Genomic DNA, 21142 nt, shown 5'->3' on the forward strand with positions numbered 1-21142 from the left:
TTTTTTCAGGGGTCAATTTAGATTTGGCACGAGGGGGCAACGCTCACTGGATTTTCCAGGTGTCCTGTTAAACTTGTAATTTATTATAATAAGCAGAAGAAAAGATATAATACGGATTTTTCACTCTCGGTTGAAGATTGGGATAGGCTAAATTCTGTTCAATTGAAAGATAAGGTATTGAAGAAGTTGAAGTCTGATATGGATGCTCTAAAAGTCAGAGCAACCAAAACTGTTGAATTGTTAGGCGACACGTTTTCTTTTGAAACTTTTGAAATACTGTTCTATGATAAGCAAATAAAACAAAGGGCAGACAAACAGGATGTTTATAGCAGCTTTGAAGTGTATATTGGAAAACTAGAAGATGAAAAACGAATTGGCACAGCCAGATCCTATATTGATGCTTTAAAATCTTTACGTTCCTTTTCTCCTAAACTGGAATTTAAGAATGTGACGGTAGACTTTCTCAATTCTTATGAACGACATATGTTAGAGAATGGAAGGTCGGTTACAACTATTGGAATTTATCTGCGATCATTAAGAGCTATCATAAATATAGCTAAAGCCGATAAAATAATCAGTGAAGATCAATATCCCTTCGGTATGAAAAGCCATCGCAAATATGAAATTCCTAAAGCAAACAATATCAAAAAAGCGTTAGAAGAATCTGCGATTACCGAAATAGTTAAGTACGAACCTTTAACAGAGGAAGAAGCCAAAGCTCGTGATTTATGGCTTTTCAGCTTCTATTGCAACGGAATGAATATGGCTGATATATTTGCTTTGAAATATGAAAATATAGATGGTAATTTTATTTATTTTCATCGTAAGAAAACTATCCGAACCCGAAAAATACAAGAGCCTCTCGAAATATTTATATCCGAACCAGTAGCAGCTATAATTAAACGATGGGGAAATAAAGAACGTCTAAATAAAAATCATATATTTGATGTAATAAATAGTACTATGACACCCGATGATATCTATCATACAACTCATATAACCATCCGCAGTATTAATGCTTATATGAAGCGGATAGCTAAACGTTTGGGCATAGATGCTAAAGTCACAACGTATGTAGCACGCCATTCGTGGGCGACAACACTTTTACGAAATGGGGTATCAACAGCATATATTTCAAAAGGATTCGGGCATGCTTCTTTTGCTACCACAGAGCAATATTTGGGAGGTTTTACGCAAGACCAGAAAAAAGATGTTGCAGAAATACTAACTAAACTCGCAAATGGATGAATTAGCAACATATAGAAAAATACTTTTAAGGAAGAAACTTTCTCGGCTGAATGACTACTTCAATCGGAATAATGAAAATGTAGCTGATAAAAACTTTCTTATCAGGTACGGTTGGAAAATAATTACATTTTTCATAAAAAGCTTTTTTGGTATCTGTCTGTATGTGGAATATCTTTCATGGAAATTTAACGACTTTGCTTTTGATGCTCATTACATGGATTTTCAAATACAGGCAAGAGGATTTACGGCTAATGAAGCCATTAAATTTTTGACCGAACAAGAAATAAAATTGAAAGAATACATATATAGGAATGTTATAGCTAAGGAAAAGCAATCAAAAGCAGAGAAATCTTTAGACTACCTATTTACGAAATACAGAGCACAAAAAAAAGAAGAAACAGGAATACCCCATATTTCAAGAAGGCAACCCGAATGGATTACAAGAGTCTGGGAAAACCTATTAGCATATAAATGTGTTGTTTTTGAATATAAAAGTGATTTTGTTTTAATAATGATGGGGGCTACTCCAGTCAATAAACTTATCTGGAGTAAAGGGTTGATAAAATTGGTTCAATTTGTTGAAGAGGGAATTGAAATAGGTAAAATATATCGTCAGGGCTTTGATGGCAAAGATCAATTTATAATGGAATATATTACTTCCAACTTTCGCCCAAATCCCAATATACCGAATCAGAAACTGGAGCATTACACGAGTGAAAGAATAAAAACCGCACAAAATGAATTTCTCAAAATAAAGCCGAAAGACAGGATAAAAGAGTTTTTCGTTTTTGATTAGACCATAGAATTTAGATATACACAACAGATGAATTTTAAAGAAATATTATCTCAACCAGAAGGTCGCCGATTAGAGTTTAAGGAGCAATTACCTAAAACTTCGGATTTAGCGAAAACAATTGTGGCATTTTCAAATGACGCAGGTGGCGAACTTTTCATAGGGATAAAAGACAATCCTCATGAAGTGGTCGGTCTGCCCGAAGATGATTTGACCTCCATCGAGGAGCAGATAAGTAATATTATTTATACCAAATGTTACCCGACAATAATTCCTGATATAACATTCTTGTCCGAAGGAGACAAGCATCTGATACGAGTAACTATATACAGAGGAAATACCCCTCCTTATTATGTGAAGGATTTAGGGAAGTTGCACGGTACTTTTATACGTGTCGGCTCAACCAATCGTCAGGCGGACGAAAATATTATTGGCGAACTTGAAAGACGAAAGCGAAATCTGTCTTTTGATAGTGAGATTGTACTTGATAAACCTTTGAGTGCACTTAAATATGACAGCTTCAAGCAAATATATAAGGATAAGACAAGTGAAGATTTAGACCTCCAAGCACTGAAAAAGTTAGAACTTGTAAAAGACGTTGAGGGGGTACTATATCCAACTCAGGCACTTATATTATTTTCGGATGATAATTTGCGTAATTCTTTGTTTCACTTTGCCAAAATCGAATGTGCACGTTTTAAAGGCACTAAGTCCGAAACGTTTATAGATCAGAAAACGATAAGCACAGACATTTCGATGCAAGCCGAAGAAGCATATAACTTTGTTCTTCGCCACATTAATAAAGGGGCTACAGTAGAAGGCGTTTACACTATATCTCGCTGGGAATATCCGCTTAAAGCCATTCGAGAAGCTTTACGGAATGCGGTCGTCCATCGTGATTATTCATTGACAGGGAAAGATATAAAAGTCGCCATCTATGATGATATGATTGAGATTACGAGCCCCGGACTACTTCCTCCATCTATTGACTATTCGGCAATGGAAAGCCGTCAGTCTGATGCAAAGAATAAAATAATAGCACCTGTTTTTAAGCGTCTAGGCATTATCGACCAGTGGGGAAATGGACTAAAGATGATTGCTGACGAATTGAAAGAATATCCCGATATAGAATTTAAGTGGAGGGAAACAGGACTATCGTTTCAGGTTCAGTTTATAAAAAAGGAATTTGTTAAGCAGCAAGAGTTGCAGCAAGAGTTACAGCAAGAGTTACAGCAAGAGTTACAGCAAGAGTTACAGCAAGAGTTGGAGCAAGAGTTGGAGCAAGAGCTACAGCAAGAGTTACAAAACAAATCATTGTATGCGGAAATTCTATTAATACTTACAAACAAGACTTTATCGAGAAAGGAATTATCGGTAGAACTTGGGCAGAAACAAGTTTCAGGACAGCTTAATAAAATAATCTCAAAACTTATTGAGGACAAACTTATTGAGCATACCATCCCCAATAACATAAATCATCCATCTCAAAGATTTCAAATAACAGAAAGAGGAAACACCTTCCTGAAAATTTTAGATCAAGAAAAGAAATAATATATTTTTTTCTCGAATAAAAGCCCCCCTATAATGGAAACTTTCCATTATAGGGGGGCTTTTTCTATTAATACTGAGCAAAACACGCAATTTTTCATGCTTCAAATTGGTTATTTTAGGTCGAAACTGAACAATAGTATTCTAAAATCAAATACTATGAATAATATAGGAAATACTACACCATTTCAGTATGTGATAATTCACTGTATTACATCGCATTACATATATAAATACTTCTAATTCCATAACTTTTTGACTATTAAGATATTTGCTCCATAGAAATTTTTTGTATCACCAAAATTATTTGTTTTATGGAAGAATTGTTTAATAAAAAATCGTTGGAACAGCTCATTAAGAAATGGGTAAGTGAAGTTATTGATGAAAAGCTTATACCCAAAGTATTGCCTTTTCTCAGAGAAAAAGAGAAAGAAGAAAATCCTAAGAAATTAGTCAAGCTGAAAGAAGCCAGTGAATTCACAGGTTTTGAGAAAAAGTACATCTACAACCTCGTAAATCAAAATGCTATTCCGTTTATACGAGTTCGTAAATCATTGCGGTTCGACTTGGAGGAACTGGACGCATGGATGCGAGCAGGCAAACCTAAGATTGTCGATCTGGGATTAAAAAAGTTAAAGGAGGATACACAATAATGATCCTTACAGTATCCGTTTTACACTCGTCGGGAGGAGTGGTCTCCCCCCTTGCCGCCGGGCGATCCCCCACCGATGAGTTATTGGTGTTTTGTTCCGGCTGAATTTTGGGCATTCGCTCATCTGACTAACACCTGTCAGATTTTGAAGTCTGGTGTGTTTAGCTCGCTGAGTTTATACAGTGTGCCTGATCGCCCAAAGTCCAGCTAAATTATCAGGCTGTCCTTCGGGATTGCACTACTCCGGTTAGCAGCTATCCTCCCAAGTTGAGGCGCATGGCAAGGTTATGGAAATGTATACATTTCCTACCTTGCTCCGCCTTTGGCGGAGGGGAAAACCGCTCCCGTTGGTCGCAGTTTTATGTGGACGGCATTAAAGAAATAAGCATTTATCTTAATTAAAACAAGCTGAATATTATGCATGATAATATAAAAAATAACGTATCAAAAAATAGAGTCTCTGCACGGTTGAAAGAGAAAGTCATTAGTGTAAGGGTTACAACAATGGAATATCTAGCCCTGAAAAAAAGAGCCCGGGATGCAGGTCTGAGTTTAAGCAGTTTCGCCCGTTCTTCATTGCTCTCAGCTAAAGTAGTCCAGCGTATAGGCAAAGACGATGCAGATACGCTTCGCAAACTATCGGGAGAAGCCAATAACCTGAACCAATTAGCAAGGTCAGCCAACAAGGATGGCTTTACAAGTGTAGCAATAGAGATAACAAGCCTGCGAAACATAATTGTAAGTATTATTAACCATTTATCAGATGATTGGAAAAATTATGCAAAGAGCCGCTTTTAAAGGATGTGTCCGCTATGTTATGAATAAGCAGGATGCAAAGATGATAGCTGCCGACGGGGTGCTTCTATCCAATATGGATAGTATCATCAGGAGCTTTAACACCCAACGCCTGATGAAACCGAATATCAAGCATCCCGTTGGGCATATATCGTTAAGCTATCTGCCTGATGATACTGACAGGCTTACTAACGGGGCTATGGTAACATTGGCTAAGGAATATATGCAGGAGATGAATATAACCGATACCCAGTATATCATAGTACGCCATTATGACAACGGAAATCCCCATGTACATATCGTCTATAACCGCATTGATAATAACGGCAAGGTGATAAGCGATAAAAATGACCGTTACCGCAATGAGGCTGTCTGTAAGAAAATAAAGAATAAATACGGATTGTCTTATGGTAAAGGAAAGGATAAAGTCAAGCAGCATAAGCTAAGAGGTAAGGATAAGACCAAATATCAGGTGCATGATGGAATAAAGGAAGCTTTGAAAAAAGCAACCGATTGGACTGACCTTGAAAAGCTGTTGAAAGAAAAAGGCATAAGCATTTCCTTCAAATATAAAGGACAGACCCATGAGGTACAAGGTATTTCCTTTACCATCGGCGATGTGACTTTCAAAGGCTCTGAGGTAGACCGTAATTTCAGTTACTTAAAACTTGACAAGCAACTGAAAGACAATGCTCAGGATTGTATTCAGAGTAAAACCACAGGACAATCTTTTGCCAAAGAGAATAACTCTCAAAGTCAGGGAGCCGGTATTGTCGGTTCACTGATCGAGGGTTTAGACTCAATGTCGGTATTCCAGACTCATGGTGAAGATCAGCAGGAAGAACGCTTTCAAAATGAGATGGAACGCTTCCAAAAGAAAATAAACAGAAAAAATAATAAACGACCCAGATTAAATTAATTGAATTATGAATGATAAAATAGACAATATCCAGATAACAATGGACGGTTTTTCAGAAATACTGTCCGAGATTATGATTGAGATTCGTTCTTTGAAAAAAGCAGATGATGGAGAATCTGCACTAAAGATTGATTTACTAAATAAAATAGTACAAACTATTGACGAGGCCAAGAAAGGTGTTACTGGGGAAGAGTTAAAGGCATACACAGCAGCAATGATTGCGACGATGCGACAGTTACAGGATGAAGCTAATAATTCCTTTTCAGAGTTCCTCAATGAAAAAATAGCTCAATTGGAAACAGTAGCTAAACAACCGAGCCTTGTAAAAAATCAATATACAATTGATTTTAAGTCGAGTAAGACTGTTATTGCTATTATTTTTCTTTCACTCGGTCTGTTTTGTTCTTTGTTTGGAAATTACAATCAGTATCAGGAAAATAGCAGGTTGACCGATAATGATCTGAAATATAGGTTTGTGAAAATGAAGAATGGTATCTTATCGAATGAGATTACACGTTTAGAGAACTTTTTCTATTATCCGGATAGTGCTTCTATTGTTAAGAATATCCGTAAAAGTGTGATTGATTATGAGCATCGCTTGCAAGAGCAGGCTCGGAAGCAAGAACAAAAGAAACAGAATGAAGAAAATATTAAACGGCTGGATAGCGAAATTCAAGAACTGAATGTGGAATAAATTGAAATAAAGGCAAAGACAAGAGCTTTGCCTTTATTTTGATATTACTTGAAAAGATAAAAACATGTTTCTGTTTTCGTTTCTTTTATTTTCAAGGAGTAGGAAGGAAGTTGAAAACTACTTTTTCGGGCGTGTAAATTTAACTGTGTCAAATAATTTTTCATCTCTATAACTTCGGTTTTATTTACATTGATTTTTTACAATGGGTAATGTCTATCCGGAGCTTTGTTGGTAAAAACGGTAGGGGTCGATCCCCTAATCGTTTTTGCGTTACAATGGTATAAAGTGTCACCATCGCTTTGTTGGTTTTACAAAACTAATAAAATATTGGATATATTGTTATTAATCCAGTAATTTAAATCTATCTGGATATATAATAGCCAGTTGCTGAGCCGTTTTACTCCACTCCAAGAGCGGCATCGTCCACTTCTTTTTGATATTACGGTAAGCTAGGTAAACGAGCTTCTCTAAAGCTGTATCATTAGTGAAAACTCCTTTATTTTTGGTTACTTTTCTGATTTGACGGTGATATCCCTCGACTGTGTTGGTGGTGTATATCATCCGTCTTATTCCTTCAGGATATTGGAAGTAAGCCGAGAGCCGGTCCCAGTTATTGCGCCATGATTTTATAATGATGAGGTAATCTTCTGCCCATTTAAGTTCCAGATTGTCCAGTTCTACTTCCGCTTGTTCTTTGCTGACAGCACGGTAAACCAGTTTAAAATCACGCATAAACTCTTTCTGGTTTTTACTGGCTACATACTTGATAGAGTTCCATATCTGATGGACAATACAGGTTTGAACAGTAGTATCAGGGAAAATACTTTTGATGGCATCGGCAAAGCCGGTCAGATTGTCGGTACAGGCAATCAGGTTATCTTCCACTCCCCGGCTTTGTAGATCCGATAAGCAGGACAGTCAGAAGTTGGCTCCTTCACTTTTAGCAATATACATGCCTAACAAGTCTTTGTAACCCTCTTTGTCTATACCCAAAACGTTATAGATAGCTACCGGTCGGTTCTTATCGTACATAACTTTGTAATGAATGGCATTCATCCAAACGATAGCATAAACATTATACAAAGGACGGCTACGCCAGGCCTGGATCTCGGGGAGAACCCGGTCTGTGATGGAACTAATAGTTTCAGCCGATACACGGTTGCCCAGACTCTCTTCCATCCAATCGCTGATCTGGCGGGTACTGTTACCTATAGCATATAAACCGATAATGCGATCTGCAACACCATCTGCTAAAATACGTTCGCGTTTTTTGATAAATTCAGGCTCAAATGTAGATTCTCGGTCTCGAGGGGTATGCACGGTGACTTCACCCAGAGGGGTTTGAACCTGTTTAGGGGTATGGCCATTACGTCGATTTCCCGACTGGCGTTCCTGTTCATCTAAATGAACATCCATTTCTCCTTCCAATGCAGCATTTAGGATATTTTCCAATAACGGGGCAAAAGCGCCATCCCTGCCTAATAAAGACTTGCCTGATTTAAGTTGCTCCAGGGCTTTCTTCTTAATACTTTCAAAATCAAACTTTTTTTCCATAATAAAAACTGTGTTAGTAAAAATAATATTTTATTCTTGCTTGACACAGTTTACTTTACAGTCTCACTTTTTCTGAAACTATAATATACCGAATCTATTAAATGGTTAATTACAGTTATATGATTAGTTACTGAATTTAATGTGTAAATAAAATAAATATTACTTAGAACTTATTTTCCGCATATTCAATAATTCTTCTTTTGTGCTGTTTGCAACTGAAGTTGTTGTAAAAGTTAATCTCTCAAAATGACTTTCGGATCTTGATTTTCCATTTATATCTCTAGGGTGTGTCAAATGATACAGAGGTCCTTTGCTGCGATATATATTATATTCAAAGACAAGCCATCTTTGGTATCTTTCAGAATCCTCCGGTCCCCAACCATAAAAATTAAGATTTTCCATTCCGGCATAAATATATTTTTCCTTATTAACAATGATAGCTCCCCCAACCATTTGATCACCATAGATCAAATTCATTTTACTTTCATTTCGCCTAAAAAAGTCAATATCCCTATGGTTTATATAATGCTCTCGAATGATCTCAGAGACATCATAAAATTTGCCATCATAGGGAAAAGCAATATCAGATTTACCAACTCTCAGTTGATTTACGGCATCGATTGTTTGGTCTTTATTGATAATTATGTCAGCATCCCAAATGGCAAGAAATGGAGTTCGTACTTTTTCAGTCATCATATTAAGATACTTCGTCCTGAAAAAAATGGGATCTTTATCTTCTATAAAATAGTACTGTATTTCATCCTTCAACAAATGAGTAATCAGATTATTGTTATATGATGAAGCTTCTAGTAGTAAAATATTAGTTTCGAATGCTTGAAATAAAGACTCAACAGTTAATAATAGGTTTTCTAATCTTATGATAGAATCAAGTCGTATAGGTATAATAAAAGTTGTATCTAATAAGTCTGTCTTCATTTTATAATGAATTATTTATTGAATGTAACATTAAAATAGTCCCGGGGAAACCATTGAATAGACCCTTATGAATTTTGAAAAAAGCTGGTTTCTCTAGCAACGATTTCCAAGCTTCAGATTTTGTAATTTTATTTTGAAAAGAATTTACATCAAATTGAATTTGCATCAAGGATTTCATCTCATTGATTTTTATTAAAAGAGCATAGATACTTGCGATTCCATTACTAAAAAAAATATCCTTGTCTTTTAATTCTTTAGTTATTAAATATTCAATATCAATCTGATGTCCTAAATCAAGAAAGTAATTATCCCATTCAATTGAATTGATATGGGATCTTATAGAGAGTGCTCCCCACAAAAGATATAGTTTGTTTGAATGTAATACCGGCCTATGTGATAGAATCTTATTAATTGTTGCAGATAGCAAAGTATTTATTTTACTATTATAGATGTTCAATTTTAATAAATTATTAAATGTATATAGTAAAAAAGGTAAATGATAGTGGTACAAGGAATAGCCCGGGGCCTCTTTAAAAAAATCATCAGAGATTTCATCACCCAAAAGGTTGATTAATTTAATAATTAGCCGCTCAAACAAAAACGTGTTGTCAGAATCGGGTTTTAGATCAACAAGGCGCAAATAAAGATAATATAAAAGTTGAATATTGGTAGATCCATTCAGATAAGGCATGGTTTGAACATCTAATAATATATTAGATAAACTTTTATATATCTGATCATCAATCTCCTCCAATATGTCGTTTACATCTCCGGGTTCATATCCCTCTAAAATTAGATATCTAATTCCGAGGGCTATTCCAGCTAGACCACTTTCTAAATCAATATTCATACCTTGATTCAGATTGTCATTGATTTCTTCTAATATCTGCTTTGCAATCTGCCGATATTCCATTTTATTCTGTTGCCTGCTTAGAATATAAAAATATATGCAGATACCCATCTTTCCATGGGCTAACCCCAGACTAGGATTGAACTTAAACGATTCTAAAAGTTCTTCATGAAGCTTTTTATATATAGTTTCAGTAGCCGAAGAAAAAGTTATATTCATTATTACTAAAGTTTATTTGTTTTAAAATTAAAGATGTTTGCCCAATTTGGATAATTTCTTCTCCATGTTTCAGCTAGTTCTGGTAAAGGCTCATCAATTCCTGACTAGATCTGATGGATTATTTTAGGCATTTTTATCATAGCAAAAACTAGATATTTTTGTTATTAAGTTTTCATATATTTTCTTTAAACACTCTCCTTATTGGCATAAAGAAACGTTCTAGTAAAGATATATCCTCCGTTATAATATCCCCCTGGGCTTGCATCTCCGGTAGATAAGGCAATTCTTTGTTATAAGTAGTCAATAAACCTTCGGGTAACTTTATCTCAACAATATAGTTATTTCCATCTTTACCTTTAGAGGGCACTAACGATATATTCTGAACAATGCCACGTACAATGCCAAATTCATTATCAGGAAAATTCTCAAATCGGATATTAACCTTCTGCCCAATTTTCACTTTCCCCGACCGAGCGATAGGTAGAGACGCTTTCCCGATGATCTCTCCTTTATCTGTAGGTATGATATTGAATATTTCATCTCCAACTGTTATGTTTTGATTTGCGACCCAGTAAGTTGTAAATGTGACCTTTCCATTAACTGGGGCTATAAGTACATTATTTATTTCCCATGTTTGGATTTCAGTCAATAGCTGTGTCAGATATGTCTTTATCTGCGTTTCTAAGGTGTTTTTCTTTTCTATGTATTGATTTTCAGTATCTAAAAGATCTTCATGCATTTGTGCTATTTGTATTTGCATATTCTCTAGGGTTGAAGACATATTTTCTAAAGAAAGACGTCCTTGTAGAGATTGATTTTGAGATTTTTCAAATTCTTCATTAGATAGAACGCCTTTTTTATTTAATGTCGAATCTCTAGCATACTGTAGTTTTATTAATTTCAACTGTTCTTCTATTATACTTTTTTGTCGTAACATATTGGTGTAATATACTTCGTTCCGCTTTATGCGGTCTCCCATCAAATCTATCTTTTTCAGATAATAATCTTGTTGCTTAAATTGGATATAATCGGATATTATTATGTAAAAAGAAGAATATATGCCTTGTACACTGCCTAAATTCATTTCTTTAGGGGGTAATGTGTTTATTGTATCAAGACCTTTATCAATCCCAATTAAATATTTTTTGAGTGAAAGTATATCCTTAGTATTTGCTGGGTTTTCAATAACAGCTAAATAATCCCCTGCTTTAACAATTTGATTATCCTTGATATTCAATTCTGTTAATTTACCTGAGACCTTTGCGACTATGGCTGCCGGAGGAGTGGTTCCTGTTAACGTCATAGTAGAACTTATAATATCCGGATATTTAAAAATAGAGCTTCCGACTAAGATAATTATAATAATTGTTGCTAACATCGTTATACCCCATCGTAAAATCCAAGGTGGAATATCTCCTAATACCTCTTGAAATTCCTCGCTTCTTAATTCAACCTCTTTTTCTTTTCCCTCAGCCATATGTAATTACAGTCCTAATTCCAATTGATTCTTTACCAGTGTATAATACGCTCCTTTTTTAGTCGTCAGTTCCTGATGAGTTCCTTCTTCTATAATCTTACCTTTATCAAGAACAATGATATTATTTGCATGCTGTACCGTGCTTAACCTATGGGCAACTATTATCACTGTCTTACCCTTATAAAATGTATCCAGATTATCTAATATTACACGTTCGTTATTTGCATCCAATGCGTTTGTGGCTTCATCTAAGAAGATAAAGTCAGGACTCTTGTATACAGCACGGGCAATTAAAAGCCTTTGGCGTTGTCCTTGGCTGATACCGTTTCCTTCCATTCCTATCTTCGTGTTGTATTTTAAAGGTAAGGATTCGATAAATTCTTTTATATTGGCAACATTGACAGCATGGGCCAGTTTCGTTTTATCTACAACTTCTTCGCCTACAGCGATATTATTTGCTATTGTATCTGAAAATATAAAACCGTCCTGTAAAACGGCTCCGTTTTTTTGTCTCCATAGGTGTGGATTAATTTCTTGGAGTGGGGTTTGATCTATTTTTATATTTCCCTTATTAGGGGTATAAAAACCCAGTAAAAGTTTTATCAAAGTCGTTTTACCGCTTCCACTCGCTCCTACAATTGCCGTTACTTTATTCTGAGGTATAATAAGGTTAATATTGTCAAGAACATATTCCCTGTCGGATCCGTCATAGCTGAAAGAAACATCTTCGATGGATATGGACTTATTATCGGGAATATAATTAATCTTTAAAGCTAAAGTTTGCTCTTCATCTTCTTTATTGTGTATTTCGTTTAATCTTTCCAAGCTGATTTTAGCATCTTGAAATGACTGTGCGAAACCGATTACCTGCCCGATAGGTGCGGATAGCTGACCTATTATATAACTGATAGACATCATCATACCCAGCGTGATATCTCCGTCTATAACAAGTTTAGCTGCAAGAAATGAAATAAATAATGATGTTGTCTGACTAAAGAAAACAGAACCCAATTGTTGATACTGCCCTAATGCCAGCCCCTTAATGTTTATTTTAAATAGTTTTACCTGTATTCGTTCCCATTTCCAACGGTATTGCTTTTCTATGTTATTTAATTTGATCTCTTGCATTCCTGTAACCATGTGGACAAGATTGCCTTGTTCGGCAGAAGCTTGAGAGAATCTTTTATAATCGAGATTCCGGCGATATTTCATAAAAAACAATATCCACATTACATAAAGTGTATTCCCTAGCAAGAAGACACCTAATATAGTAAGGTTGTAATAGCCTAAAATAAATGCAAATATTACGAAGTTTCCAAACGAAAATAATGTTGACAATGTCGAACCTGTCAGGAATGATTCTATCCGATTATGGTCTCCTATTCGTTGCATAATGTCCCCAATATTTTTGGTATCGAAGAAACGAAGAGGAAGTTTCATTAATTTTATCAGGAAATCGGAAATTAAGGCTATATTAATCCGAGTATTCATGTGTAACGTAATCCAGTTACGAATGAATTCTACGGCCAGTTGTGTCACAAATAAAACTAATTGCGCGATAAGAATAAGTGTTATAAAACTCAGGTTGTTATTCCCTATTCCTTGGTCCACCACAGCTTGTGTCAAAAAGGGGAATATCAGTTGCAGAACACTTCCAATAAGCATCCCTACAACTAATTGCAATAATTGTGTTTTATACGGGGTTAAGTAACGGAGAAAGTATCTTAAATTTCTTTCCTCTTTTCTTTTCTCATCTTCGTGTTCATAGAATTCAGGGGTTGGTTTAAGCATCAAGGCAATTCCTGTATCATATCCTTCCGATTTTGAACTGATCCATTTTCTTAGAAATTCATCCTTGGTTAAAATGTACTGACCACGAGCAGGATCAGCAATCATCATTTGATATTCTTCATTTTTAGTCTTTCTCCAAAAGCATCCTTTTTTTTTAATACCATAACATACTACAAAATGATATTGTTCCCAATGTAAGATACAGGGAAAAGTCATGTCTTCAACAAGCCGATCAAAGGATAATCTGACACCTGTAGTTCTAAATCCGATTTTTTCTGCGGCATCACTAATTCCTAACATGGAAACTCCTTCACGAGTGATAAATGAGTTTTCTCGCAAGTGCTGTACACTATAACTACGACCATAGTATTTGGCAACCATACGGATACAAGTAGGACCACAGTCCATACTATCCAGTTGTTGATAATATGGAAATCTTTTCTTCATCAATAATATATTTTCTTTTTACCTATTCGGAATTTATTGGGAACTACCCTATTTTGTATATTCTTTTCTGAATATACAGTTTTCAACTTGATCAGATGGTAATACATTACTTCAAATTCTTTTCTATAGGTCAACGTACCATTATCCCAAAGCATATTCCCCGCAAGTCCTTCCAATATTTGGAATTCGAAATAAGGTTTAAGCTTTCTCTTTTCTTCTAATCGTTTTACAACATGAGTCATGCTTTCTACCTCTGTTTTGATTTCACTGCGATGCAATCCTATTTCAAAAGCCTTAAACGCATAGTTTGTTTCATCAAAACAGAAATTTTCAGAGCTTGTAAATACCTTTATATAGTCCTTACTTTGCTTGAATAAAGCATTATTAAATAAACCATTTCTATATAGAGCAAAACTGCCCGTCAAGTAATCATGTCTGGCACTTATCACATCATATTTACTCAAAACCGCATCTGTCACAAAGTTACGTATATTGCCAAATATAATATCAATATCACAATGTCCCCAAAAATCATAATTCTTAACTAAATCCGCAAATATATACCCATAAGCCGGTTTAAAATCACATAATTTATAACCATGTTCAATATTGACAGGAAAACCCAATGCCTTTGCTGCATCCTTATTGAACTCATTTAGACTATAAGGAATAAGTTTGACATTTTCTGGAGTACTAGATTCAATTATCGGATTATCCGTATAGATATAAAAATCAATATTGGGATTATATTTACATGAGTGCAAAAAATAGGAGAAGTACCAAGGATAATCTCCAATATATAGAATAAGGAAAGCAATACTATTATTTTTCATCTTTCTATACGTTAGATCACATTTAGAATTAAAATCTATTTTTATTTCAAAGAACAACTTTATGAAGCAACATTTGTAATTCTTTTTCATTTTCTTCACTATATCCTAGCCATCTTCCAACAATTTTTCCTTTCTTATCAATCAAATAATATCGAGGGATACCCATCGTAGGATATTTCTCTGCAATATCTTCATCATTGATTTTACCTTGCATCCAAGAATCTAAATCGCAAACATGAAAAAGATTAATCCAATCATTTAACTTAAATTTTTCGACACCGGACAACCAAGCACCTTTATCAAAATCACATGAAATAGATATTATCACTAATCCTTTGTCACTATACATTTTGTTAATATTTCTAAGGGCAGGGATTCCCTGTATACATGGACCGCACCATGTAGCCCAGAAATCCAATAGGACAAACTTATTTCCTCGAAATTGAGACAATGTTATATTTTTGTTATTTATGTCTTTAGCACTAAAGTCCGGTGCTGTTGCACCTAAAGAAGTGTTTTCGTATTTACTCAAATGCTTATTTACTTTATTGCCTAATGCAGTATTTCTGATTTGAATTGAAAGTGAATTGAAAAGATCACGTGCTTCATTGAGTGTGAGCAAATCTCTTTGATATACGTCTACAAGCAAATCTAAGCAAATATAGGAGTCCTTGTTAGAATTCATAAATAAAATATATTGCTTGCCTTTTTCGTTGTTTAAAGAATCTTTTATGCTCCTTATTTTGTCTTTTTCGATATTAATACTATCTGAATCTGATATTTTTTCTGATAATTTCTCTAACATTGAAAATTGTTTCTCTAAACAAGCCTCTTTCCTGAGAATGTTTTCAATAACCTTATTCAATGACTCATAGTTATCCTGAGTTTTCCCTCCGACAATAGTTATTTTATTACTATCTATGACTAAATTCATTTTGACAGGATCAATATAGAATGAAAAACTTGTATTGTCTATAATTAAGTCAGCCTTTACAGGTTCAGATATATTGCCAATCATAGAAAAAAGTCCATTCATAAGCTGTGTTGTGTCGCTTATTGTTTCATATTTATTATTGGCAAAAACACGATATGATAAAACAACCTCACCCTTATTTTTATCTTTAATTTCTCCATTAATGGTAAATAAGTTTCTATTTTGAGATTTGAGACAAACTAGAGGGAAAAAGATTAATAACAGAACTGTAAAATAATAAGTTTTCATATTAACATTATAAGTTAAAGATATAGAATGAAGCTGTCTCCAAAAGTGAGACAGCTCCTTTTTTGGGTTTTATCTGTATCGAAAGTAATTTCAAATATTCAATTCACTGAAACTTAATTTTACTTTTGATAATGAACTATACACGTTCCGTACTTTAATAATTATAACATGTTTTTGTTCCACCCCAGTTAGGAAGATCTTTACAAACGGAACATCCACTCCAACAATCAGATGCAGATTTGCAGATTGTAACACCGCAACTTTGACCACTTCCCCCCATTATATTCTTTAACTCTTTATCGCTAAGAATTGAGGAAATTCCTTTTAAACTGATTTTTTTCATAATAAATGAAATTAGAATTAATGCTGTAGAAAGATTACAATAAATGATCAGTCTATCGCCTATTACCCTACAACTTGGCAATAGATATTTAGAGTTAACATCTAAAGTTCTGAGAAAAATCGGATATCTTCTATTTTATAATTATCGGGTAACCTGTACCCGTTTACAAGAATGGTTGGCGTAGCCCGCAGTCCTGTCTGCTTTTTCCACGCCTCATGTTTTTGAAACTCCATTTCTACTTTCTCATCGAAAATATTCATTTCATACACTTGAAAGAAACTCTCTTTTGCAAATTTCCCTTTGGAAAACCATTCCGAATATATTTTTCTTGCTTTTTCTTGACTATTGTTTAGGTAAACTGCCATAAGAAATTTATTGCTCAAATCAAGGCTTTTATCGAATGAGGAAAATATATATTGTATGCACAACTGATCTGTTTGTTTTAGAATTTTTTCTATCCGGCTATGCATTTCAGCACAAGGGTTACAATGCGGGTTTGTGAAAACTGTAATTAAAATATTACCATTGGGATTGCCTAGAATGATATTTGAAATTGATTTATCGACATCGTAATAGGATTGTTTGTTTAATAATGTGAGAAAAATATCTTCATTTGCTTTTATACTATTTATTTCTTGTATTATTTGCTCCATTTTCCCTTCCCCACTCAATTGAGGGATGAGTATATTAATCGCCAATAATGGTATAAGATACAGGCAAGCAACAATTAGTATATTTGTTGTATTAAGAATCGGCATTTGAATAAATCCAAACGTTAAGTTAACAATAAATATCGCCCACAGCAATCCCTGTACAATCAGACATAATGGGCACCACTGTTTTGCTTTATTTTTTTGATACCATATACTCCAAAGACTATATGGTAAAGCACATATATTTATGAGAGCCAAATAAGATATGAATTGAGAAAGGAATAATAATATAAGGGTGTTGGATATGAAATACCCTAACCCGATCTCACTCCACCCAATCAGTCCGAAAAGTTTAGCCGCTTTAGACTCCAACACATCATTACAATCGCTTTGCTTGAAGAGTGAACATATTTTATCCGCATATTCACTATGAATATGCATTTGTTTTTGAACTAATAGATAACCTATATATATTCCTGAAAAATTAACGAATAATCCTATTGTCAATCCTAAATTAGAATAAAATGATTTTGAGATATATGTCAATAGAAATATTATGAAAATAGAAGATAAAAGAAATATCTTTTGAATAAATCCGAACAATTCTTTTCTTCTATTTTCCTTATAATTGGGCTCTGCCGATGTACTACTAGGCTCAGCGAACAAGGTTATGCCTGTCCAAAATTCGCAGAAATCTTTAGTAGGAATGGATACGTTTCCATTTTTTGATATATAAGACACACTGTCATGGGTTATTTTATATACCGGAATAAAGTCACTCCCTGTATATGCAATAAACGGGGTTTCAATGTTTTGAATATTATTTTCTTTATCCTCGATTTTTGTAGCAGCATTTTCTACCCCATAATCAGATAACATTTTAGATAGTCCGAATAAGTTATATTTATGAGGGTGCTCATTAAAATATTTATTGGAAAAGTTTTTCGTGTGTTTGACTTTCAACAATTCAAGAAATGATACAAAAACATTCTGTTTTTTTTTATTTAGTAGATTCATAGTAGTATTTAATTGTAATTAGCTTATTTGTGATAGTCATTAAACTTAAAAAATAGCAAACTTAATATTTAAATTAACAATACAATTGCTTCGTTAAATAAATTATTCTCAGCATACGAATGTTATTTTGATAGATTTAGAAAAATACGGATAATAAATTAGATACAATTTATACATATTTTTATATAATTCATCCATCTTTAGAGTGGTGATATAATTTACAGTCAATCAGATGGATACTCATTCCTGGAAATGATATTAAATAGTTATTACTTTTAAAATGTTGATTCTTTTAGTCGTCTCCTGTCATCCAATTATTAAAAAAATAATGAACAGCATATGCTTTTTCTATCCTTCTTTCAAGGATTTCAGATTCAAACCCGTATAACATTGCCCGAGTCTCGTCGTTTGTATAGGCTGCAATGTAATCCATTGAAATTAAGTGAACAGAACATTTATCTTGATATTGTTCATATGTTGCAGTCAACATTAATGGTCCTGTGGAATTAACAACATCCATAGTTTTATCATTTAAATTCGCCTTAAATAACCCATTTTCGAAAGAAAGTTTGAAAATATTTTCAATCATTAGTTGGACGAAAGGGTGGTGAGGTACTGAACCCATTATAGCAGTACTCAGATAAACCTCTTTTCCATTTCTTATAGCATACTCTTCCGGTTCTAACGAAGCGCAAAATGTTTTGTCTATTAACAAATCATCAATTGGCATTAAACATTCAGAATCGAAGTCTGCATATAATCCACCGATCTGATCTAATATAAAATAACGTACAGTATCCCAACGCTGCATATTGTACGGAAAAGACTTAAACATTTGCAAATACTTTGGATACTTTTCCTCTACAAGAGAAATGATTCGATCATCATCCCAAAATTCATATTTCCATGAGGGATTCATTTCCTGCCAAGTTCTACTAAAATCTTTAAAATAACTAGGTAAAGGCTTACTTCCACCCCATATTTGATGTATCACTTTTGGTATTTTCATTTTTTTAATTAAATTAATTTTATGATTATTTACATAAAATATCTCATTTAAGAATATGGATAATATAATATTGACATGCATAATACTCTCTAAATATTAAACATTATTGAGTAGTAAAAGCAATTTATTGATTATCTAAATTTTCAGGATTCTTATCCCAGCATATATTTTTACGTTTTTGAAAATATATCCCTATTATTTTCAAAAATTCAGTTGCTAATTTATGTATTATTTATATAATATTTACAGAAAATCCAAATAAAATTAACAGTATAGCTTTTTTTAACGATTACATCTCCTGCCCTCATATCTTTTAGAAACAGGAAAGGAATACCACCATCTCCAAATAATGCACTTTTAAAACTGTGGTGCAAATTTGTGGTGCAAATAAAAAAAGCAGCTAAGTAAAATATACTTAACTGCTTTATTTTTAAGTGGTCCCACCTGGGCTTGAACCAGGGACCCCCTGATTATGAGTCAGATGCTCTAACCAACTGAGCTATAGGACCTGATTTTCGGCGGTTATCCCGAAATCGGTTGCAATATTACTGCTTTTTGCTGAAACCAGCAAACTTTTCAGCAAAAAATGCGATGAAAAATACATCTAAGATAAATGCCACAGCCTTATTCCGCTTGTTTCCGGCTGTTAATGATTGACATAGCTATATATAACAATATCCCTCCCGCAATTCCTAATATTCCGATATACGCGACCAGAGCGATCATAAATATTATAAGAAAGTAGCGGTACTCATTTCCCTTAAACTTTATACTCTTTACTTTCAGTGAAAACATCGGGATTTCTGATACCATCAATGAGGAGAAAACCAATATAGCTGCCAGGACTGTGTACATCAACAAGGCTGTTACCATTGGGGCATCGTGTGTCAGGCCATAACAGAAGCTGACCCAGAACATGGCATTTGCGGGCGTATTCAGGCCGATAAAAGAGTCTGACTGACGCTTGTCTATATTAAATTTGGCTAACCTCAAACCGGAGAAGACGGCCAGTAAAAACGCTATATATGGCAAATATTCTATAATGGCCGGATTCTGTGAAATGCGGATCGTATTCTGAGATAAAAAATGAAATACAGCCATACTTGGCGCTACCCCGAAACTCACCATATCGGCAAGTGAATCCAACTCCTTGCCCATCGGAGAATAAGCTTTCAATAAGCGGGCTGAAAAACCGTCGCAGAAATCGAAGAAAGCCGCGATTATAACCCATACAACAACCCATGTGTATTCTCCCTGGAAGGCCATCACTGTGGCAATACAACCGGAAAATAAATTGAAGGAAGTAAATACATTAGGTATATGTCTTTTCATATGTGCTATTATTTGAATTTAGCTATAACTGTCTGATTACCTGTTACCTTCTGATCCATTTCTACTAATATTTCTGCCCCTAAAGGCAGATATACATCCACTCGGGAGCCTAGCTTAATGAAGCCTAAATGCTCGTCGATATGGGCCACTTCTCCGACCTGGGCATATGTAACAATGCGTCGGGCCATAGCTCCGGCAACTTGGCGCAGAAGTATCTGGTGACGCCCGTCTTCGGTTTCCATTACTACAGTCGAGCGTTCATTTTCCGTACTCGATTTTGGGAGATAGGCAGCCATAAAGCGTCCGTCATGGTGCTTGGACATCAGTACTTTTCCATTTATCGGATACCAGTTTGCATGAACATTGAACGGTGACATGAATATGGAAACAATAATTCGCTTGTCTTTGAAAAATTCACCTTCATACACCTCTTCTATAGCGACAATCTTCCCGTCGGCCGAAGCGACGACAATATCATCCGTATTGCCGGAAAAGCGGCGGTATGGGCTCCTGTAAAAGTTTAATACAATAAGGAAGAGAACGAGAGATACCCCCCCCACAAGATAAGATAGAACGGAATGATGAAAAAAATACCACAAAGCTCCATTTAGCAGAACCAGTATGATAAGGTATGTTGTTAAAACGCCGCGCCCTTCGTGATGAACTTTCATTACTGTATTTTGTAAAACAATTTTATTGTAAGTTGCAAAAGTATCTTTATTTGATGATATATACAAATTTGCTATCCGAATTTTGGGGCAAACAAAAAGAGAGATCAGGCAATCTCTCTTTCTTTTAAGATTTATTAAT

Annotated in this window: 18 protein-coding genes, 1 tRNA gene and 1 pseudogene; 7 read left to right on the forward strand and 13 right to left on the reverse strand. The window is 34.5% G+C overall.

The window, feature by feature from the left end:
* Window positions 1-21: 21 nt before the first annotated feature.
* The 7 genes from ACFO6W_RS14415 to ACFO6W_RS14445 all read left to right on the forward strand — a co-directional run bounded on the left by ACFO6W_RS14415 (window position 22) and on the right by ACFO6W_RS14445 (window position 6649).
* Window positions 22-1248 carry a tyrosine-type recombinase/integrase gene (locus ACFO6W_RS14415; RefSeq protein WP_379997711.1) on the forward strand — a complete coding sequence of 409 codons (1227 nt, stop codon included), beginning with the start codon at window positions 22-24 and terminating at the stop codon, window positions 1246-1248.
* Window positions 1241-2044 (forward strand): hypothetical protein, encoded by an 804-nt coding sequence (locus tag ACFO6W_RS14420; protein ID WP_379997597.1) that lies wholly within the window; start codon window positions 1241-1243, stop codon window positions 2042-2044. Before ACFO6W_RS14415 ends, ACFO6W_RS14420 begins: the two co-directional genes overlap by 8 nt.
* Before the next feature lie 27 nt (window positions 2045-2071).
* On the forward strand, window positions 2072-3592 hold the full coding sequence (locus ACFO6W_RS14425; protein ID WP_379997599.1) for an RNA-binding domain-containing protein: 1521 nt from the start codon (window positions 2072-2074) through the stop codon (window positions 3590-3592).
* Between the two features lie 311 nt (window positions 3593-3903).
* The gene (locus ACFO6W_RS14430) at window positions 3904-4242 is read left to right on the forward strand and encodes a helix-turn-helix domain-containing protein (protein WP_379997601.1); all 339 of its coding nucleotides are present in this window, start codon (window positions 3904-3906) and stop codon (window positions 4240-4242) included.
* A gap of 416 nt (window positions 4243-4658) precedes the next feature.
* Window positions 4659-5039: a plasmid mobilization protein gene (locus tag ACFO6W_RS14435; protein ID WP_379997603.1), complete on the forward strand. Its 381-nt coding sequence runs from the start codon at window positions 4659-4661 to the stop codon at window positions 5037-5039.
* Window positions 5005-5955, forward strand: coding sequence for a relaxase/mobilization nuclease domain-containing protein (locus ACFO6W_RS14440; RefSeq protein ID WP_379997605.1), 951 nt, complete (start codon window positions 5005-5007; stop codon window positions 5953-5955). The genes ACFO6W_RS14435 and ACFO6W_RS14440 overlap by 35 nt, the downstream gene beginning before the upstream one ends.
* Window positions 5956-5962: 7 nt before the next feature.
* Entirely contained in the window at window positions 5963-6649 is a 687-nt protein-coding gene (locus ACFO6W_RS14445) for a hypothetical protein (protein ID WP_379997607.1), read from the forward strand.
* Between the two features lie 342 nt (window positions 6650-6991).
* On the opposite strand, the pseudogene ACFO6W_RS14450 reads toward ACFO6W_RS14445, so the two are convergent.
* From ACFO6W_RS14450 to ACFO6W_RS14510, 13 genes and pseudogenes are all read right to left on the reverse strand, one after another.
* A pseudogene (locus ACFO6W_RS14450) lies at window positions 6992-8203 on the reverse strand (IS256 family transposase).
* Between the two features lie 159 nt (window positions 8204-8362).
* Window positions 8363-9139 (reverse strand): galactosyltransferase-related protein, encoded by a 777-nt coding sequence (locus ACFO6W_RS14455; RefSeq protein WP_379997609.1) that lies wholly within the window; start codon window positions 9137-9139, stop codon window positions 8363-8365.
* A gap of 1 nt (window position 9140) precedes the next feature.
* Complete coding sequence (locus tag ACFO6W_RS14460) at window positions 9141-10208, reverse strand: lanthionine synthetase LanC family protein (protein ID WP_379997611.1); 1068 nt, start codon at window positions 10206-10208, stop codon at window positions 9141-9143.
* A 172-nt stretch (window positions 10209-10380) separates the two neighbouring features.
* Complete coding sequence (locus ACFO6W_RS14465; RefSeq protein WP_379997613.1) at window positions 10381-11685, reverse strand: HlyD family secretion protein; 1305 nt, start codon at window positions 11683-11685, stop codon at window positions 10381-10383.
* A 6-nt stretch (window positions 11686-11691) separates the two neighbouring features.
* The gene (locus ACFO6W_RS14470; protein WP_379997615.1) at window positions 11692-13923 is read right to left on the reverse strand and encodes a peptidase domain-containing ABC transporter; all 2232 of its coding nucleotides are present in this window, start codon (window positions 13921-13923) and stop codon (window positions 11692-11694) included.
* Complete coding sequence (locus ACFO6W_RS14475; protein ID WP_379997617.1) at window positions 13923-14756, reverse strand: DUF6625 family protein; 834 nt, start codon at window positions 14754-14756, stop codon at window positions 13923-13925. Before ACFO6W_RS14475 ends, ACFO6W_RS14470 begins: the two co-directional genes overlap by 1 nt.
* A gap of 46 nt (window positions 14757-14802) precedes the next feature.
* Window positions 14803-15978 (reverse strand): redoxin family protein, encoded by a 1176-nt coding sequence (locus tag ACFO6W_RS14480; RefSeq protein ID WP_379997619.1) that lies wholly within the window; start codon window positions 15976-15978, stop codon window positions 14803-14805.
* A 154-nt stretch (window positions 15979-16132) separates the two neighbouring features.
* A complete protein-coding gene (locus ACFO6W_RS14485) occupies window positions 16133-16321 on the reverse strand; it encodes a bacteriocin (protein ID WP_379997621.1) in 189 nt (62 codons plus the stop codon).
* A 101-nt stretch (window positions 16322-16422) separates the two neighbouring features.
* Complete coding sequence (locus ACFO6W_RS14490; RefSeq protein WP_379997623.1) at window positions 16423-17991, reverse strand: vitamin K epoxide reductase family protein; 1569 nt, start codon at window positions 17989-17991, stop codon at window positions 16423-16425.
* Window positions 17992-18283: 292 nt separating this feature from the next.
* On the reverse strand, window positions 18284-19000 hold the full coding sequence (locus ACFO6W_RS14495) for a glycosyltransferase family 32 protein (RefSeq protein ID WP_379997625.1): 717 nt from the start codon (window positions 18998-19000) through the stop codon (window positions 18284-18286).
* A gap of 435 nt (window positions 19001-19435) precedes the next feature.
* Window positions 19436-19509, reverse strand: a tRNA-Ile gene (locus ACFO6W_RS14500).
* A 115-nt stretch (window positions 19510-19624) separates the two neighbouring features.
* Entirely contained in the window at window positions 19625-20332 is a 708-nt protein-coding gene (locus ACFO6W_RS14505; protein WP_379997627.1) for a CDP-alcohol phosphatidyltransferase family protein, read from the reverse strand.
* An 8-nt stretch (window positions 20333-20340) separates the two neighbouring features.
* Window positions 20341-21003, reverse strand: coding sequence for a phosphatidylserine decarboxylase family protein (locus ACFO6W_RS14510; RefSeq protein WP_379997629.1), 663 nt, complete (start codon window positions 21001-21003; stop codon window positions 20341-20343).
* Between the last annotated feature and the right edge of the window lie 139 nt (window positions 21004-21142).

The organism is Dysgonomonas termitidis, from assembly GCF_042654545.1.
Classification (GTDB): domain Bacteria; phylum Bacteroidota; class Bacteroidia; order Bacteroidales; family Dysgonomonadaceae; genus Dysgonomonas; species Dysgonomonas termitidis.

Bases quoted from the DNA above. Each gene is read 5' to 3' on its own strand.
- ACFO6W_RS14485 (WP_379997621.1), bottom strand. From the start codon at position 16,321: ATGAAAAAAATCAGTTTAAAAGGAATTTCCTCAATTCTTAGCGATAAA.
- ACFO6W_RS14465 (WP_379997613.1), bottom strand. From the start codon at position 11,685: ATGGCTGAGGGAAAAGAAAAAGAGGTTGAATTAAGAAGCGAGGAATTT.
- ACFO6W_RS14495 (WP_379997625.1), bottom strand. From the start codon at position 19,000: ATGAAAATACCAAAAGTGATACATCAAATATGGGGTGGAAGTAAGCCT.
- ACFO6W_RS14480 (WP_379997619.1), bottom strand. From the start codon at position 15,978: ATGAAAACTTATTATTTTACAGTTCTGTTATTAATCTTTTTCCCTCTA.
- ACFO6W_RS14470 (WP_379997615.1), bottom strand. From the start codon at position 13,923: ATGAAGAAAAGATTTCCATATTATCAACAACTGGATAGTATGGACTGT.
- ACFO6W_RS14425 (WP_379997599.1), top strand. From the start codon at position 2,072: ATGAATTTTAAAGAAATATTATCTCAACCAGAAGGTCGCCGATTAGAG.
- ACFO6W_RS14445 (WP_379997607.1), top strand. From the start codon at position 5,963: ATGAATGATAAAATAGACAATATCCAGATAACAATGGACGGTTTTTCA.
- ACFO6W_RS14435 (WP_379997603.1), top strand. From the start codon at position 4,659: ATGCATGATAATATAAAAAATAACGTATCAAAAAATAGAGTCTCTGCA.
- ACFO6W_RS14475 (WP_379997617.1), bottom strand. From the start codon at position 14,756: ATGAAAAATAATAGTATTGCTTTCCTTATTCTATATATTGGAGATTAT.
- ACFO6W_RS14510 (WP_379997629.1), bottom strand. From the start codon at position 21,003: ATGAAAGTTCATCACGAAGGGCGCGGCGTTTTAACAACATACCTTATC.
- ACFO6W_RS14440 (WP_379997605.1), top strand. From the start codon at position 5,005: ATGATTGGAAAAATTATGCAAAGAGCCGCTTTTAAAGGATGTGTCCGC.
- ACFO6W_RS14455 (WP_379997609.1), bottom strand. From the start codon at position 9,139: ATGAAGACAGACTTATTAGATACAACTTTTATTATACCTATACGACTT.
- ACFO6W_RS14430 (WP_379997601.1), top strand. From the start codon at position 3,904: ATGGAAGAATTGTTTAATAAAAAATCGTTGGAACAGCTCATTAAGAAA.
- ACFO6W_RS14460 (WP_379997611.1), bottom strand. From the start codon at position 10,208: ATGAATATAACTTTTTCTTCGGCTACTGAAACTATATATAAAAAGCTT.
- ACFO6W_RS14420 (WP_379997597.1), top strand. From the start codon at position 1,241: ATGGATGAATTAGCAACATATAGAAAAATACTTTTAAGGAAGAAACTT.
- ACFO6W_RS14505 (WP_379997627.1), bottom strand. From the start codon at position 20,332: ATGAAAAGACATATACCTAATGTATTTACTTCCTTCAATTTATTTTCC.
- ACFO6W_RS14490 (WP_379997623.1), bottom strand. From the start codon at position 17,991: ATGAATCTACTAAATAAAAAAAAACAGAATGTTTTTGTATCATTTCTT.